This window comes from Azospirillum aestuarii, assembly GCF_016632405.1.
Taxonomy (GTDB): domain Bacteria; phylum Pseudomonadota; class Alphaproteobacteria; order Azospirillales; family Azospirillaceae; genus Azospirillum; species Azospirillum aestuarii.
In genome coordinates, this window is record NZ_JAEPIV010000029.1 from 19600 (window position 1) to 34001 (window position 14402).

Consider the following 14402-nt stretch of genomic DNA (forward strand, 5'->3'; position numbering starts at 1 on the left):
GACGTCTCCTCCTGAGTCGGACGGGTCCATTCCAACCGTTCGACCGTCGCGAAGGCCCGCCGACATGACCCTCGCCGCCCAGCATTCCCCGTGTGACGGGGCGACCACCGCCGCCATCGGCCCGATGGCCGGAGCAGCGAAGAACACGGTCGCCTCGCCGGCCCTCGACCGTGCCCGGGAGGATGGCGGCGCCACGCCGTCCCTCGACAGCACGATCCATCTCGCCATGCGCATCCTCGACCTCGCCGTTCAGGACGCGTTCGGCCGAATCCCCCGGAACCAGGCGCGCAACAAGGGCAGAGGGTTGGAGTGGGGCAGGGCCGATCTCCAGGCCAAAGCCCTCGTGTGGATCATCGGCACGACGCCCGCCGATCGTGAGGATTTCGCGGCGATCTGCGATCTCGCCGGCGGCGATGCGCCGGCTCTCCGCGAGGCGTTCCTCGCCCAGATCGTCGACGGTGGCGTTCTCACCGCGGTGGAGATCGCCGACGCGGCGGCCAAACGCTGGCGGGCGCCGCGCATGCGCGAGCATCTGCTCGGCCGCATGGCCTTCGGTGAGGCGGACACGGTCGCCGCCCGCTGACGGCGACCACAAGATTTAAAAAAAAGCGGAAAATCCGTTTGCGGGTGCTCGAACCCCGCTCCACCGCCTCGGCACACTGAGCCTCGATACCACTTTAGTGCGAGGCGTTCGTGGACGCGAAGAAGCGCGGTGTGGAGGTGACGGAGCCCGGGCGTCCTCTCGTCATCGACGTAGAACCGCTGGAGATCATCGAGGCCCCCCCGGCGGCGCCGATCCGCCCCATCGGATCGGCGGTCGCCCGCCGGGCCGCTTCGCCGGCGGCCGATCCGGTCCTGTTTGTCGGTGAACATCCCGTGGACCGGCGCCGCCGTCTCGACGCCGAACGCAAACGGCGCTCCCGGGCGCAGCAGCGCGAGACGGCAACGGCGACGCGCCGCCGCCGCCGCTTCGCCGCAGCGGCGGCGCTGATCGCCATCCCTTGTTTCGGAGTCGCCGCGGCGGCCTTCACTTACGACCGCTGGTCCTCCACCAGCGCCGAGGTCGCGGAGGTCGGCGCCGCCGTCGACGCCGTGGGCAGCGATGTTCGGCGGGTCGGTGGAACCCTGTCGGCGTCCATGGCCGGTCTCGGCCTGTCCGTCGCGGGGGTCGAGGAGGCCCTCGCCGGCGTCTCCGGCCAGTTGGCCGCCATCCCCGACACGCGCCCCGACCTCGACCGCATCGCGGAGACCGCCGACGGCCTCGACCGCCGGATCGGCACCCCCGCCCAGGCGACCCAGGTCGACAGCGTGCTCGCTGCGGCCAACGCCATCGGCTCGCGCGTCGACCAGCTGTCGATGCAGGTGGCGGCGCTCGACAAGAAAGTCCGGCTGGCACCGCCCGCCGCGATGGCCGCCGCGGCCCCCATCCCCCTCACGCCCCCGGCCGACTGCGTGCCGTCCGACGACCGCGACTGGTGGGCACGCCAGGGAGAGCATCTCGAGACGACCTTGCGCCGCTGGGCGGCCAAGGCCTGCTGGAGCCTCGTGTGGAAGATCCACGGCTTCTACGAATGGGAGGTCGACGCGCGGTTCACCGACGAGGAAATGCGCGACGCCGTTCGCGCGGCTTTGCGCGCCTTCCAGCGGGCGCCGGTCCGCCCGGTCGGGGAGGCCTTCCCGGACAACCGCACCCTCGTCATCTCCCCCGCAACCGACGACACCGGTGGCTGACATGCCTTTTCACGCTGCCCGCCTCGGCGGGTGCCTCCTCGCCGCCGCGGCGGCGCTCGGCGGATGCACGGCGCTGGACGCCAAGCGCACCGCCACCGCCCAGGCCCAGGACGCGGCGGCTCTGACCGCGGTGGCCCAACGGCCGGCCCGGGCGGCCGCCGCGGACCCCCTGCGCGAAAGCCGGGGCGCCTATGGCGGGAGCATCTTCACCCCGTCCGTCCACGGCGATCCCCTGCCCGCGCGTCTGGAAGGCCCCACCGGCTTCGGCTTCTCCAGCCAGGTCGGGATGACGGTCCACGAGCTGGCCGCCGCCTTCACCGCGGAGACCGGCGTGCCGGTCCGGATCCGCGACGCCGCTCTGACGCCGGCTCCGGGGGCGGCCGGCACGCCGTCGGGGAATCCGGGGCCGAACGCGGAGATCGCCGCCCTGATCGCCAACTCAAACGCCAATCTGCTGCCGGGGATGGGGGGCGTCGCAGCCGCACCGGCCGCCGGGGCCGGAGCGTCGCTGCGCTCCGGTCAGCCGACCATGGTCTTCGACTTTCCGGCGGGGCCCTTTTCGCGGGCTCTGAGCACGCTGGCCGGCCGCTTCGGCATGGAATGGGAATACCGGGGCGGTGCCGTCGAGCTGTTCCGTTACGTCACGCGCAGCTTCCAGATCGCCGCGCTGCCGACCACCAACACCTACACCGTGTCGAGCGGCGGCTCCGGAGGTGGCGGTGGCGGCGAGAACCGGCAAGCCGGCGGCGACACGGGCAGCAGCGCCAGCACCGGCCTCTCGCAGGAGGCGACCAGCTCGGTGCAGCTCAAGTTCTGGGATGAGCTTCGCGAGACGCTCTCCACCGTCGCCGGCACCGACTCCCGGATCGCCACCTCGCCGTCCACCGGCACGGTGACGGTGACGGCGACCCCGGGCGCCATGCGCTCGGTCTCCCGCTTCATCGCCGAAACGAACCGGCGGCTGTCGCGGACCGTCGCCATCACCGTCCAGGTGCTGTCGGTCCGCCTCGAGGACAGCGACGCCTACGGTCTCGACCTCAACCTTCTGTTCCGCCAGGCCGACCTGAACCTGCGGTTCACGGGGCCGCCGTCGGGGCTGGCGACGGGCACCGGGTCCGCCACGATCGGCATCATCGACAGCGCCGGCAGCAACTTCCGCGGCTCCTCCCTCGCCGTTCAGGCTCTCACCGGGACGCAGAGGGCCGTCGTCGACTCCGGCGAGTCGGTCACCACCTCGAACAACCGGCTGGCGACCAAGCGCGTGGTCCTGCGCAACGACTACGTCCGCTCGGCCGGATCGGCGGTCACCTCCGGCGGCGGAGCCGAGACGGACATCCGGACCGTCACGCGCGAAACCGGCTTCATCGCGACCTTCCTGCCGCGCATCCAGGAGGACGGCAAGATCCTGCTGCAGTACGGGATCTCGCTGAGCGATCCCAGCATCTTCGAACCCTTCGAGACGGGCGGCGTCACGGTGCAGCTGGAGCGCGGCTCGGCGTCGGAGGCGAGCAACGAGATCGCCCTGCCGTCGGGCGCCACGCTCGTCGTGAGCTCCTTCGCGTCGAACCGCACCACCAGCGACGCCCGTGGCACCGGCAACCCCTACAACCTGCTACTCGGCGGCGGCATTTCCGGCGGCGTCGAACGCCGTCAGGTGATCGTCCTGATCACGCCGGTGGAGCTTGCCGACGGCCTGCGCGCCGACGACGGGACCGGCAAATGGGCGTTGCCGGACATGCCCGAGGGCCTGCGTCCATGACGGCCGACGCCCTGCTGCCGGTGGTTGCCGACGCCGATGCGGCCGGGTCCGGCCGGAGGGCCGATCCCGCTCCGGCCTGCGTGATCGAAATCGACGGCCGGTTGTACATCGCCGGCCTCGCCTGGCGCTCGCACCTCGACATGGCCGTGCGGCTGAAAAGCGCCGCGACGGCCGGCGCGCGGCGAGCGGGAGCCAAGCGCATGGTGCTGCGCGAGCGCGCCCGGCAGTACGGCGTCCCGACGGTTTCCCTTCCACCGGGTGCCGCGGCGCGGAGCGCCTGGAGCCTGGCGGCCGTGCTGGCCGACTCGATTCACGGCACCTGGGTCGGTGCCTGGCGCCTGCCCGATGCCCGTTTCATCGTCATCGTGGTCGGACCGTCCGGCATCCTGCCCGACGGTGATCGTGTCTTCGGCGACGAGACCGCGGCGCGCGATCACGTCGAGACCGTCACCGCCTCGACGAGCTGGCGGCACCTTTACGTGCCTGTGGAGTGGGGACTGGCCGAAGCCAAGCCGGTGCCGCTGGAGCGTCTGCTCCAGCAGGCCCGGGCGCTGAGCAAGGCGGGGCAGCTCCAGTCCGTCGAATCCGGAATCGGCCGGCTGCCCGCCGCGGCCGGGCTGGCCGCGTTGCTCGCCGCCGGCGGTGCACTCTGGTGGGCGACCGTCCGGACACCAACCGTCGTCTCGCTGCCTCGGTTGGCGACCCAGCCGTCCACGCCTTCGGTGTCCCTGAGCTGGACACCGGCCGCGGCGGGCTTCGGCGCCTGCCTCGATGCCTACGTCCGCGACGGCCGGCTGCGGCTCCTGCCGGGCTGGCCGGTGTCCGAGTACCGGTGCGATCCGGGCCTCGCCACGATCGGCCTGCGCATGGAAGGGCCGGTCTGGCTTCTCCGCGCCGCGGTGCCGGATGCCGCCATCGATGCCATGGCCGGAACCGCGGCCGTCCAGCGCCCTTACGCCGCCCCGCCACCCTCGAGCTGGCCGGCCGGCACGCGTCTCGGCGCGCGGGCGGACTACGCGGCTTACCTGCGCGACGCCCTGGAGCGGGTCGGCGGCACGGCGAGCCTCGACGGCATCGCCGCGCCGCTCCCCGGCGCGGCATCCGCGCAGCCCGCTTCGGCCGGACCGGCGACCGCGGTGCGCCTGAAATGGACGGTCAGCGCCGCGGTGACGTCGTCGTACCTGCTTTCGGTTCTTCATCCGCTCCTGGCCGGCGAGATGACCAGCGCGGTCTACACCCCGTCGAGCGGGCAGTGGACCATTCAGGGGGTGCTCCATGTCGACGAGTAAAGGCAAGACCTGGCTGTGGGCCGCCATGGCCGCGGTCGCCATCGGCGTTCCGGCCGCGGGGTTTCTGGACGGAGACCCGTCGCGCCATTTCCGGACGTCCTCCGCCGCGGTGGCGGCGCCGGCGCCAGCTCTGCCGGCAGCCGCACTTCCGGTCGCTCCCGACGGAGCGACGGTTGGGGGGGCGCCCGGCTTCGTCATGGGGCCGCCGACAGAGCTGTCGGACATGGCGTCGCCACCGTCCCTGGCGCTGCGCCAGGACCAGGGCGATCCGGACCCGGAACTCTCGCGGGAGCTCGCCCGCATCGAGCGCGACCGGACCATGATCCAGCAGCTTCACCGGCTTGCCAAAGCCAAGGCGGATCTGTGCACCACCGGCTTCGGCCCACCCGACCTCTGCGTGCAGCGGGCCGGTGCCGGGCAGGCCGGGAGCGGCCAGCAGGCCGCCGCGGCCCAGACCGACGGCCCACCCGCCGGTGTGATCCGCATCGCCGTCGTCGAAGGCAAGGCCCGCGCGACCCTGGTGGTCGGCGGAGGACGCACGATCACGGTGGACGGCGCGTCGCTGTCCCGCACCCCGTCCGTTCTGCCCGACGGATCTCGTGTGGTCGCCATCGATGCGGCCGGCCGCAAGGTCGAGGTCCTCGACCCCGCCGGCCGCCGCGTCCAGCTTCCGTGGGTGCGCTGATGACGCTCAGGGATCTCGGTCATCGCCTTTTCCGCTTTCCGGCCCGCGGCTCCCGCTCGCCCGCGGTGGATGGCGCCGACGGAATCGTCCGGCTCCACGAAGGGCCCATCGCATCGCCCGCCGCCGCCGTGGCCGGAACCCGGCATGGCGACGAGCGCGGCCCGCGGCTTCTGACCATACCCGGCGGCGGCCTCGACGTCCCCGACGACGTCCGCCAAGCCTGCGCTCTGTACTCCGACGGCACCTTCCTGGTGCACCGTCCGCACCTGCACTCGGCGCGCATTCTCGAAACCCAGAAGCAGGCGCACGAGCGCCTCAACGTGCCGGTCCGCCCTCCCGAAGCGGTCGACCTTCCGCGTCTGTTCCAGGCCTACGGGGAATCCGCGACTCAACGCCTGCCCGACGCGACCGGCGCCCGCCAGAGGCTTCTGCACCACATCGAGCAGGCGGCGGCGGCGGGCGCCAGCGACATCCAGATGACCTGGCGGGGTGACCGCGCCGAAGTGCGCTTCCAGGTGCACGGCTATCTGACCGACGTGATCGACGAGCTGCACGCCCGCGAGGCCGAGGCGCTGATGACCACGGCCTTCTATCTCGCCGACCACAGCGATTCCTGCGAGAAGCCGGCCGAGGCCCAGAAGTCGTCGGTGACCAACCGCCGGCTGCTTCCCGCCAACGTCCTGGCGCTGCGCATGCAGTTCGCGCCGCTCGGCGACGGGCGGCATCTCAACATCCGCCTGTGCTACGCGGTCATTCCGGGTGTCGGGCAGACCCTGACGTCGCTGGGCCTCCCCGGGCATGTGCTTCGCCACCTCTACACCATGCAGCAACGGGCGAGCGGGCTGAAGACGATCTGCGCGCCGACCGAGCATGGGAAATCCACCACCCTGCATTTCTGGCTCTGCGACCTCAGCGACAGCCGGAACAACCGGCTCACCATCGTCTCCTGCGACGACCCGCCCGAAGGGCTCGATCCCCGCATCCTTCACTTTCCCGTTCCGTCGCGGGCGCCCGACGGGCGCGATCCGCTCGACGTCGCCTTCGAAACGGCCCTGCGCGTGGCGCCCCACGCGGTGCGCCTCGGCGAGTGCCGCACGCCCTGGCAGGCGCAGAAAGCCTACGAGACCGCCAATTTCGGCAAGCTGGTGGCCACCACGCTCCATTGCGACCAGGTGCTGGAGATCCCGTCGCGATACGTCGAACTCGGCATTGCGCGGGAGACCGCCTACGCGGCCCACCGTCACGCCGGCTGGACCGGCCAGCGGCTGATTCCTTGCCTGTGCCGGACCTGTGCGGAACGGCTGACCGACGTCGCCCGGCGCGACGAGCGCCGCGCCGCCCTGCTCGACGGCTACCGCGCGGTGGGCATACCCGTCGAGAACATCCTGGTGCGGGGTTTGGGAGTCGTCGGCAAGGAGCCCTGCCCCGAATGCTGCCATCCCGATCTGCGGGTGCCGATGCCGGGGCTCGTGCGCCGCCAGCTCGTTGCCGAATGCGTGCGGCCCACGCCCGAACTGATGACGGTTCTGCGCGACGACATGGACGAGGCGCGCCGGCGCTGGATCGCCGGAGGCGGGACGAGCATGCGGCTCGTCGCCCACGGCCTGCTTCTCGAAGGCGTCATCGGTGCCGACGAATGCGCGGAGTTCGGCGGGTCCGCCGAGCAGATCGGCTTCGACCTGCGGGCGCGTGACGCGGTGACGACCGGCAGCGCGAGGATCGCGGCATGAGCATGACCTATGAGGACGGGGCCTACGGGGACGCGCTGGAGGAGCTGACCCGGCTGGGCGGCCTGACGAAGGACCGGCCGTGGCTCCTCCGCTACGCCGTGTTCCGCTTCGGCGCCCAGGCCCGCGCCGATCTCTACCGGGAGGTGGCGGTCTACCTGGACCGCGAGGTCCGCCTGCCCGAGGCGCTCGCCACGCTCTACGCCATCGAAACCGGCGGCGAGGAGGATGGCGACCTGGTCAGGATCGGCGCCACGAAGCTGTCGGCGCTGGGCATCCTCATCCCGTACTGGCTGCACGCCATGCGCCAGTCGGGCCACGACTGGTACGAGGTGCTGGCCGAGATGGTGCCGAGCCGCGAGGCCCAGATGATCGGCGCCATCGGCGAGGCGGGCATGACCGGCGACGCCCTGCGCAAGCTCGCCCTGTCGATCCGGCGGCTCAATGAGGCGCGGACGAAGATCCGCAACGCGCTGCTGCCGGTCGCCTTCATGCTGCTGGTGATCGCCGGCGCCCTCTACGCGGCCAGCGTATCGCTGCTCCCGGACCTCTTCAAGGCGTTGCCCAACATGCAGCTGCGCGGCGAAGCCGCGTCCCTGAAGGAGGCGGCCGACTTCATCCGGGACTGGGGGCTGCCCACCTGCGGCGGGGCCGTCCTGTTCATCGCCGCGGTCTGGTGGTCGCTCGACAACCTGACCGGACGCGTGCGCATCGTCCTCGACCGCATCCCGGCATTGCCATGGGCGCTGCACCGGCAATGGACGGGCGCGTCGTGGCTGGAGGCGATGGCCCTCCTGATCGGCGCCGAACGGAAGATCCCGGAGGCTCTGCAGCTGCTGCGCGTCAACGCCTCGCCCTACGTCGCCGAGCGGCTCGACGCGCTTCTGGTGCAGGACGACGCGCGCCTCGGCGCCGCTCTGGCGCGGACCGGCTTCGGCTGGCCGGACGACCGGACGATCCGCGCCATGCGCGTCTACATGAGCGGCAACCGGCCCCAGGACGGCTTGGCGGCCCTGGCGGCAGACCAGCAGCAGGATCTGTCCGACCGCATGCTGGCCGCCGCCGGCATCGCGACCTACGCCGGCGCGAGTCTCATCGGCTGCCTGGTCGGCTGGCTGCTTTGGGCGAGCTGGGACCTCTACAAGAGCGCGGTTCCGGGCCTCGGCCCCCTGTAGCTGCGGCCGCACCGTCACGAGTCACGTCAAACAAGAAGGCAGAGCGTCATGAAAGACCTGTTAGCGTTCATCATCGTGGTCATCCTCTCGGTGGCGGGCGCCTTCTTCGGCCCGAAGATCTACGCATCGCTGGCCGCCGGTTCACGGGCCAACACCATGATCGAGCAGCTCACCACCGGCCGCAGCACGCTCGTGGCCCGCTTCGCCAACATGGGCATCGCGCGCTTCGGGACCGGCGCCTACACCGCCGCCAACGTCATCGCCTGGCGCGTCCTGCCGGACGAGGCCATGGACGCCTCATCGAGCGCGCTCGGCAACCCGTTCGGCGGGACCTACGCGATTTCCGGAGCGGGCCGCAACTTCCACTGGGACGCCGACACCATCCCGCAGGACGGCTGCATCGCGACGCTGACCGGCTTCCCTCCCGGCTCGGGCTACACCGGTGCCGGCGTCGCCACCTCCGTGTCCGGCCTCGGCGCCGCGACGGTCAACGCTTTCCCGATCAGCCCGAACACGGCGGCCAACGTCTGCTCCAACGGCAACAACGCCATCCGCTTCGTGGGCGGCTGATGGATCTCGCTCTGCCCGGACTGGCCCATCTGCATGTCCTGGTCGACGCCGCCGGGGCGATCCGCAGCGCGCACGCCACCATGAGCGGCGGCGCCTGCGCGCCGGTCGAGGACGGCGGGGCTCTGCTCGATGCGCTCGTGCGCGAGGCGATGCGGGTCTGCCCCGGACCGGGCGGCGGACGGGTCGCCGACGACCGCGTCGGCCTCTGGCGCGTCGAGCGGTACGACACGGCGCAGGGGGCGGCCCTCGTCCTGGTCCGCACGCCCTCGGTCACCGACCGCCTCGAGGACCTCGGGCTCCCCGAGGCAGTCTGTCGCATGCTGGAGGAGCTGGGCGGCCCCGCAAGGCGCGGACTCGTGCTCGTCCTCGGCGACATGAACGCCGGCAAGAGCACCCTGGCCGCGACCCTCCTCAAGCGGTGGCTGGTCCGCCACGGAGGCATCGCCTTCGCCTGGGCCGATCCGCCCGAGCATGATCTGGACGGACCGGTCGGCAGCGGATGCTGCATCTCGGTGAACATCGCCGCCGAACAGTACGGGGACGCCGTCGTCGCCGCCCGCCGCAGCCGCGCCCGCTACTTCTATTTCGGCGAACCCCGTCTCGATCCGGCCATTCTCGCGGTGGTCCAGGCGTCGTTGTCCGGCCCGGTGTGCCTGTCGACGGCCCATGGCGCGGGCCTCATCCCCGGGCTGATCGCCTTTTCCGCGGCGGCCGCGCGCGTGGACTCCCGCGCCTACGAGCAGCTCGCCTCGGGACTGGCCGCCGCCTTCCACGTCCGGGTCGAGAGCGGCGTCCGGCGCAGCCGCCTCGTCGTCACCGAGCATCTGGTGCTGGGGCAGGGGCACGGCGACACCGGCCGCAGCCACATCCGGGCGGGCAACCTGGGCCAGCTCGGCAATCTGATCCGACCGTTGAGGGCCGCCTGATGAACTGGGCCATCGTGTTCGCGGTCACGACGGCGACTCTCGTCGCCCTCAAGGTCGCCACCGATCCGCGGCCGTCCGACCGGATCGCCGACCGCGGGCGCGCCGCGGCGGTCGCCGAGACCACTCTGAGCGCCCACCGCGCCGCCGAGCGCTGGGTGACGGCGAATCCCTCGGCGACCGGCGCTGTGCCCCTGAGCCCGACGAACGGGAGACGCTTCGACGGGGTCGCGTCCTGCGTGGCGGCGATGCGCGTGGCGACCTGGGCGACCGAAACGGCGGGAGCTCCGGCCGCCGAGGTCGGGCGGGCGATGAGGGCGCGGCTTCAGGGCTGGCCGGCGGCCGGCGTCTCCGGCTCCGGCCGGGTGCTGGCCGGGAGCGAGAGCCGCGCGACCCTTCCCTGCGCCGTGCCCGACGGCGCGCCCGTCGTCGTCACCCCCGTCGTCATCACCCTTGCGTCGCCCTGACGGCATGGAGGCGTTGGAATGAAGGACCTGTTCGCCTTTGTCGTCGTCACGCTGCTGAGCATCGCCGCCTTCATCGGGGCCGCGCCGGCCTTGCGCCGGGCCGTCGACCAGCCGTTCGAGAACTCCGCCGCGTCCATGGCGTCGCTGGTGACCGATTCCGCCGTCGAATACATCCGGACCTACTACGGGGCGGTGCTGTCGGCCACCGCCGGCGGAACCGTCGCCCAGATCACGCCGGCGATGCTCCAGGCCACCGGGAAGCTCGATCCGGCCTTCACCGACGGAAACTACTTCGGTCAGACCCACCGCGTGCTCGTCCGCCGGCTCTCGGGAAATCAGCTTCAGGCCGCCGTGGCGACCTGCGGCGCGGCCATGCCCGAGGATGTCCTGTTCCGTCTGGCGCCGCTGGCCGGCAAGCACGCCGGACTGGTGTCGAGCACGGACCCGGCGACGATCCGCGGCGCCGTTGGCGGCTGGACGGTGCCGTCGTCGGCCTTCGGCGGCGTGGCCGGATGCGCCATCGCGCCCGGCTCCCTGGTCAGCGTCGTCTTCTTCGACGATGGGGCCGTCCTGTCGCCCTACATGTCGCGCCTTCCCATGCCCGAGTTCGGCACCGAGCCGAACACCATGCGGACGAACCAGTACATGGGCGGCAACACCATCGAGGACGTCATGGACATCCGGCTGTCCAACGGCCAGTGGCTGTCGACCGCGCTCTCCGAGATCGATCTCGTCCAGGACGGCGCGGTCCTGCCAAAGCCGGCCTGCGTCCATGGGGTTCCGAGGCTCTGGATGGCCAGCGGCGTCTTTTCCGGGAACGGGACCGGCCATCCCCTGGTCGGCGTGCAGCCCTGGGCCGAGGACAACCCGGCCGACAGTTCGACCTGGATCGTCCATGTGCCGATCTGGACCACCAACGCAGCCGGCACCGGCACGGAGTCGGCCGGCAGCGGACCGCACGGCCTCGCCATGGTCGTGCGCAAATGCCAGCAGACCTGACCATTCCACTGAGAAAGGGAGACAATGATGAAACGATCGACCGCCGCTCTTCTCGCCGCCGCTCTCCTCGGGTCCGTATCGAGTGCCCCTGCCATGGCGGGGCCGGACAGCACGTCCATCCGCCCGCCACCCGTCGGTTCGGCGCCTCTGCGCGCCTCCAGCGCGGCACGGGCGGACACGTCCGACGTCTCCGCCCGTGCTCTGCTGCTGGACAGCAACGCGACGATCGACGGCTCGCGCATCACCGGCGTGGTTCAGAACGCCAGGACATCCTTGGAAGCAAACCAAGCGAACGGCTTGGCTTCCGGTGCGACCATCGATGGAAGTCAGGTGACCGGGACGGTGGCGAACGCTGCACGATCGCAAAGCAGCGGTTCTGCCGACTATGCGTCTCAAATCTGGGATGCCCGGACCAACACTTGGCAATGGGTCAACAACGTCAGCGTCACGCGCGCGGACAGCAGCGGTTACTCCGACACTGCCGGTACGGCCGGAACGGCTGGCCAAGCCAATCAGTTGTACAACAATTACACCGGCGGCTACGACTGGGCTTCCAATCTCCGAGTTGGTTATTCCGAAAACTCGGAAAGGCTTAAGCAGCAATGGGCTGGTTTCGGGGGGCCGCTCGTTGGCCAGTATGTGGCTTCAAATCAACTGGTGACGATGGGGTCGGAACACTCCGCCAACGCGGATAATGCGGGCTTTCTCTGGCGTGATGGCCAGAAATTGCTTGGATCGCAGTTCTGCACATACTACAACCCATGTTAGAAAAATATAACTAAAGTAATTGGAATCAGCATTATTGTTATGCTGAAAAATCTGCTAGCGATGAGTCTTTGATTGGATCTCGTCGTGATAATGGATGCTGATTTCCACCTCAAGGCTCCCATCCTCGGCTAATTCGGTAGCGCCGGTGCCGAGGATGGGAGTCAACTCGTCGCTGCCCTCAATTTCAAATAAATCCTCCATCTGCAAGTGTATCTTCCAACCGTTTCATCGGAATACGCCACGACTTGTTGTGAGGGCTCAACGGCTCCCAAGAGCCTTCATTTTCGCCGACAACACAGCCGTAGCGCAGATTATTCAATGAGCCGAGACGACGGAACAGCCAATTTAGGTTCAAATCCATTTGCAGTTCGCACAACGCCACATGACTGTTACCGTAAACAAGGTTTGTTAATCCAGCGCCGTGTGGAGCAACGATGTGGGAGGCTTCAGAAAAGAGACGAATCTGCTCGTAAAGAGATAGCTTCTCGCACTCGATAATCGCGTAGCCGGCTTTGCTCAGGAGGTTGATGATATCTTGCTCATTCACAAGCCTACGATGGCTCGCATTCTGTCGCGTAATATACACTCGGCGGTGCGGGTCAAAGGTTGGAATGTCGCGAGCGACGCTTTGGAACACACGGAGTTGCTCGGAACGCGGCGAGCGACCAAAATCCCCGATATTAGGGATAAGGATCAATTCATCAACCTCTACCGTCTCGGCTCCATCAATAGCCTGTAACAGAATTGCCCTGTTCTTTGCAATGCCATGCAAAAGATCCCATTGGTATTGGAGGTTCAGTGGCGGAACAAGGAATAATTCATTAAAATGATCGTCTGGTAGCACAGAAAGGCGTGACACCACGTCGATGTTCCAATGGTAGTAATTGTATGCTCCGCCGGGCGCCAGAAGATGGATGGCGCTTTGTTGAAGGCGACTACGCTTATTACTGGAAACGGTAAATTCGCCTGCCTTCTCGTTTATATTAATGCCGTGCTCGGCGAGATCAATGTATTGGATGGTTTCGTCCAGCAGACACAGGCGTGTTTGGCTGGAACCGGGTTCGCATAGCTTCACCATGACGATACCAGACGAAGAATGAACGACAGCGTCACGGATTCTATAGAGGCGTACGGGGGCAGAGCGGTACTCTGTCTCATGACATGCGCCTGAGAAAGGCCGTTCAAATATGCGACGCTTCGAGAAATCTGTGTCACCGAAGGTTAACGGCGCTACCGAGATGTTGCATGCCGGCAGCAAGTCATATGACTCTACAGCAGGGAATCCTTTCTTGTTAGAAAAAGCCCTCGCTTCTATTTCGGATAGAGAAAGGTGAGTTGGAATATGCATTCCCATATTCTTCATTAGATTGCGAAATTAAAGCGTACATTACAGATATGCGGTGCCGCTCTGCCCCGATATCTCGTCGCGGGGCAACGCTTTACCCCGAGCCCGTTTTTGCATCATCTCGTCGGCAATCCACCCGCCCCCTCTGCTTACGGGATCACTGGGACACCGTATCTGGCGATGTTCCGGTCAGCCGATACGAGTGTCATCCCCTCGATCCGCGCCTGCGCCACCAGTGCCTGGTCGAAGGGGTCATCATGATGGCGCGGGAGTTCCCCGGCGGCGATGGCGTGCGCAGCCGTCAGGCCCAGCACTTCGACACCCATCTCGGCGAGCAGGGCGTCGAGCCGTTCCAGGGGAAAGGTCAGCCGCCCGAGAGCACGCTTGATGGAGATCTCCCACACGCTGACCGCGCTCACGAAAACCCCGTTGTCCGGGTCCACCACGGCCGCCGCCGCTGCCGGCGACAGGCGTTCGGGTTCGCCGGCCATCCACACCAGGATGTGAGTGTCGATCAGCAGCTTCACGGCGCTTCGCCCCGGAAAACGTGCGCCATCTCGTCGGGGAGCGGCGCATCGAAGTTTTCCTCCAAGGCAGCCTGACCGCGCGCCAGGCCGAGCGGTCGTGGCGAGGTGCGCCGGCGCAGCGGCACCAAGCGGGCCATCGGCCGGCCCGACTTGGCGATGACGATCTCCTCGCCGGCGGCAGCCCTGTCCACAAGCTGCGAGAGGTTGGTCTTGGCGTCGTAGAGGTTGATCGGTTCCACCGCGTCACCCTTTGGTCTGTTCTGACCAATGTTACCATTCAATGATCAATTGGTCAACTTTGGCCAACCCTTTTGCGGCCATGCCGATGTTGGAGCAACAGAACGGAGCCGGTGGCATTAAGGGCGAGCGTCATCATGATTATGATGGAGGGATGCGCCTGAAATCATCGGCGACGTACCAACTGTCGCAGATGGTTT

General features: G+C 68.5%; 15 protein-coding genes. 12 read left to right on the forward strand and 3 right to left on the reverse strand.

What is annotated here, in order from left to right:
* Positions 1-64: 64 nt before the first annotated feature.
* The 12 genes from JJL56_RS27995 to JJL56_RS28050 all read left to right on the forward strand — a co-directional run bounded on the left by JJL56_RS27995 (position 65) and on the right by JJL56_RS28050 (position 12093).
* Positions 65-583 carry a hypothetical protein gene (locus JJL56_RS27995; RefSeq protein WP_200487090.1) on the forward strand — a complete coding sequence of 173 codons (519 nt, stop codon included), beginning with the start codon at positions 65-67 and terminating at the stop codon, positions 581-583.
* A 110-nt stretch (positions 584-693) separates the two neighbouring features.
* Positions 694-1731, forward strand: coding sequence for a TcpQ domain-containing protein (locus tag JJL56_RS33980; RefSeq protein ID WP_200487091.1), 1038 nt, complete (start codon positions 694-696; stop codon positions 1729-1731).
* A gap of 1 nt (position 1732) precedes the next feature.
* Complete coding sequence (locus tag JJL56_RS28005; protein WP_200487092.1) at positions 1733-3490, forward strand: secretin N-terminal domain-containing protein; 1758 nt, start codon at positions 1733-1735, stop codon at positions 3488-3490.
* A complete protein-coding gene (gene pilO2, locus JJL56_RS28010; protein WP_200487093.1) occupies positions 3487-4779 on the forward strand; it encodes a type 4b pilus protein PilO2 in 1293 nt (430 codons plus the stop codon). Before JJL56_RS28005 ends, pilO2 begins: the two co-directional genes overlap by 4 nt.
* Positions 4766-5464: a hypothetical protein gene (locus tag JJL56_RS28015; RefSeq protein WP_200487094.1), complete on the forward strand. Its 699-nt coding sequence runs from the start codon at positions 4766-4768 to the stop codon at positions 5462-5464. The genes pilO2 and JJL56_RS28015 overlap by 14 nt, the downstream gene beginning before the upstream one ends.
* A complete protein-coding gene (locus JJL56_RS28020) occupies positions 5464-7194 on the forward strand; it encodes an ATPase, T2SS/T4P/T4SS family (RefSeq protein WP_200487095.1) in 1731 nt (576 codons plus the stop codon). Before JJL56_RS28015 ends, JJL56_RS28020 begins: the two co-directional genes overlap by 1 nt.
* Positions 7191-8366, forward strand: coding sequence for a type II secretion system F family protein (locus JJL56_RS28025; RefSeq protein ID WP_200487096.1), 1176 nt, complete (start codon positions 7191-7193; stop codon positions 8364-8366). The genes JJL56_RS28020 and JJL56_RS28025 overlap by 4 nt, the downstream gene beginning before the upstream one ends.
* Before the next feature lie 48 nt (positions 8367-8414).
* Positions 8415-8936 (forward strand): type 4 pilus major pilin, encoded by a 522-nt coding sequence (locus JJL56_RS28030; RefSeq protein ID WP_200487097.1) that lies wholly within the window; start codon positions 8415-8417, stop codon positions 8934-8936.
* On the forward strand, positions 8936-9862 hold the full coding sequence (locus tag JJL56_RS28035) for a hypothetical protein (protein ID WP_200487098.1): 927 nt from the start codon (positions 8936-8938) through the stop codon (positions 9860-9862). The genes JJL56_RS28030 and JJL56_RS28035 overlap by 1 nt, the downstream gene beginning before the upstream one ends.
* Entirely contained in the window at positions 9862-10326 is a 465-nt protein-coding gene (locus JJL56_RS28040) for a type IV pilus biogenesis protein PilM (protein ID WP_200487099.1), read from the forward strand. Before JJL56_RS28035 ends, JJL56_RS28040 begins: the two co-directional genes overlap by 1 nt.
* A gap of 18 nt (positions 10327-10344) precedes the next feature.
* Positions 10345-11325 carry a shufflon system plasmid conjugative transfer pilus tip adhesin PilV gene (pilV, locus tag JJL56_RS28045; protein WP_200487100.1) on the forward strand — a complete coding sequence of 327 codons (981 nt, stop codon included), beginning with the start codon at positions 10345-10347 and terminating at the stop codon, positions 11323-11325.
* Positions 11326-11418: 93 nt separating this feature from the next.
* The gene (locus JJL56_RS28050) at positions 11419-12093 is read left to right on the forward strand and encodes a hypothetical protein (protein WP_200487101.1); all 675 of its coding nucleotides are present in this window, start codon (positions 11419-11421) and stop codon (positions 12091-12093) included.
* Positions 12094-12277: 184 nt separating this feature from the next.
* Here JJL56_RS28050 and JJL56_RS28055 read toward each other — a convergent pair whose 3' ends face one another.
* From JJL56_RS28055 to JJL56_RS28065, 3 genes are all read right to left on the reverse strand, one after another.
* Positions 12278-13441 (reverse strand): glycosyltransferase family 61 protein, encoded by a 1164-nt coding sequence (locus JJL56_RS28055; RefSeq protein ID WP_200487102.1) that lies wholly within the window; start codon positions 13439-13441, stop codon positions 12278-12280.
* 146 nt (positions 13442-13587) lie between these two features.
* On the reverse strand, positions 13588-13965 hold the full coding sequence (locus JJL56_RS28060) for a PIN domain-containing protein (RefSeq protein WP_200487103.1): 378 nt from the start codon (positions 13963-13965) through the stop codon (positions 13588-13590).
* Positions 13962-14204 (reverse strand): type II toxin-antitoxin system prevent-host-death family antitoxin, encoded by a 243-nt coding sequence (locus JJL56_RS28065; protein ID WP_200487104.1) that lies wholly within the window; start codon positions 14202-14204, stop codon positions 13962-13964. The genes JJL56_RS28060 and JJL56_RS28065 overlap by 4 nt, the downstream gene beginning before the upstream one ends.
* Positions 14205-14402 lie beyond the last annotated feature (198 nt).

Bases quoted from the DNA above. Each gene is read 5' to 3' on its own strand.
- JJL56_RS28055 (WP_200487102.1), bottom strand. From the start codon at position 13,441: ATGCATATTCCAACTCACCTTTCTCTATCCGAAATAGAAGCGAGGGCT.
- JJL56_RS28035 (WP_200487098.1), top strand. From the start codon at position 8,936: ATGGATCTCGCTCTGCCCGGACTGGCCCATCTGCATGTCCTGGTCGAC.
- JJL56_RS28040 (WP_200487099.1), top strand. From the start codon at position 9,862: ATGAACTGGGCCATCGTGTTCGCGGTCACGACGGCGACTCTCGTCGCC.
- JJL56_RS28030 (WP_200487097.1), top strand. From the start codon at position 8,415: ATGAAAGACCTGTTAGCGTTCATCATCGTGGTCATCCTCTCGGTGGCG.
- JJL56_RS28020 (WP_200487095.1), top strand. From the start codon at position 5,464: ATGACGCTCAGGGATCTCGGTCATCGCCTTTTCCGCTTTCCGGCCCGC.
- JJL56_RS28050 (WP_200487101.1), top strand. From the start codon at position 11,419: ATGGCGGGGCCGGACAGCACGTCCATCCGCCCGCCACCCGTCGGTTCG.
- pilV (WP_200487100.1), top strand. From the start codon at position 10,345: ATGAAGGACCTGTTCGCCTTTGTCGTCGTCACGCTGCTGAGCATCGCC.
- JJL56_RS28005 (WP_200487092.1), top strand. From the start codon at position 1,733: ATGCCTTTTCACGCTGCCCGCCTCGGCGGGTGCCTCCTCGCCGCCGCG.
- JJL56_RS28015 (WP_200487094.1), top strand. From the start codon at position 4,766: ATGTCGACGAGTAAAGGCAAGACCTGGCTGTGGGCCGCCATGGCCGCG.
- pilO2 (WP_200487093.1), top strand. From the start codon at position 3,487: ATGACGGCCGACGCCCTGCTGCCGGTGGTTGCCGACGCCGATGCGGCC.
- JJL56_RS27995 (WP_200487090.1), top strand. From the start codon at position 65: ATGACCCTCGCCGCCCAGCATTCCCCGTGTGACGGGGCGACCACCGCC.
- JJL56_RS28025 (WP_200487096.1), top strand. From the start codon at position 7,191: ATGAGCATGACCTATGAGGACGGGGCCTACGGGGACGCGCTGGAGGAG.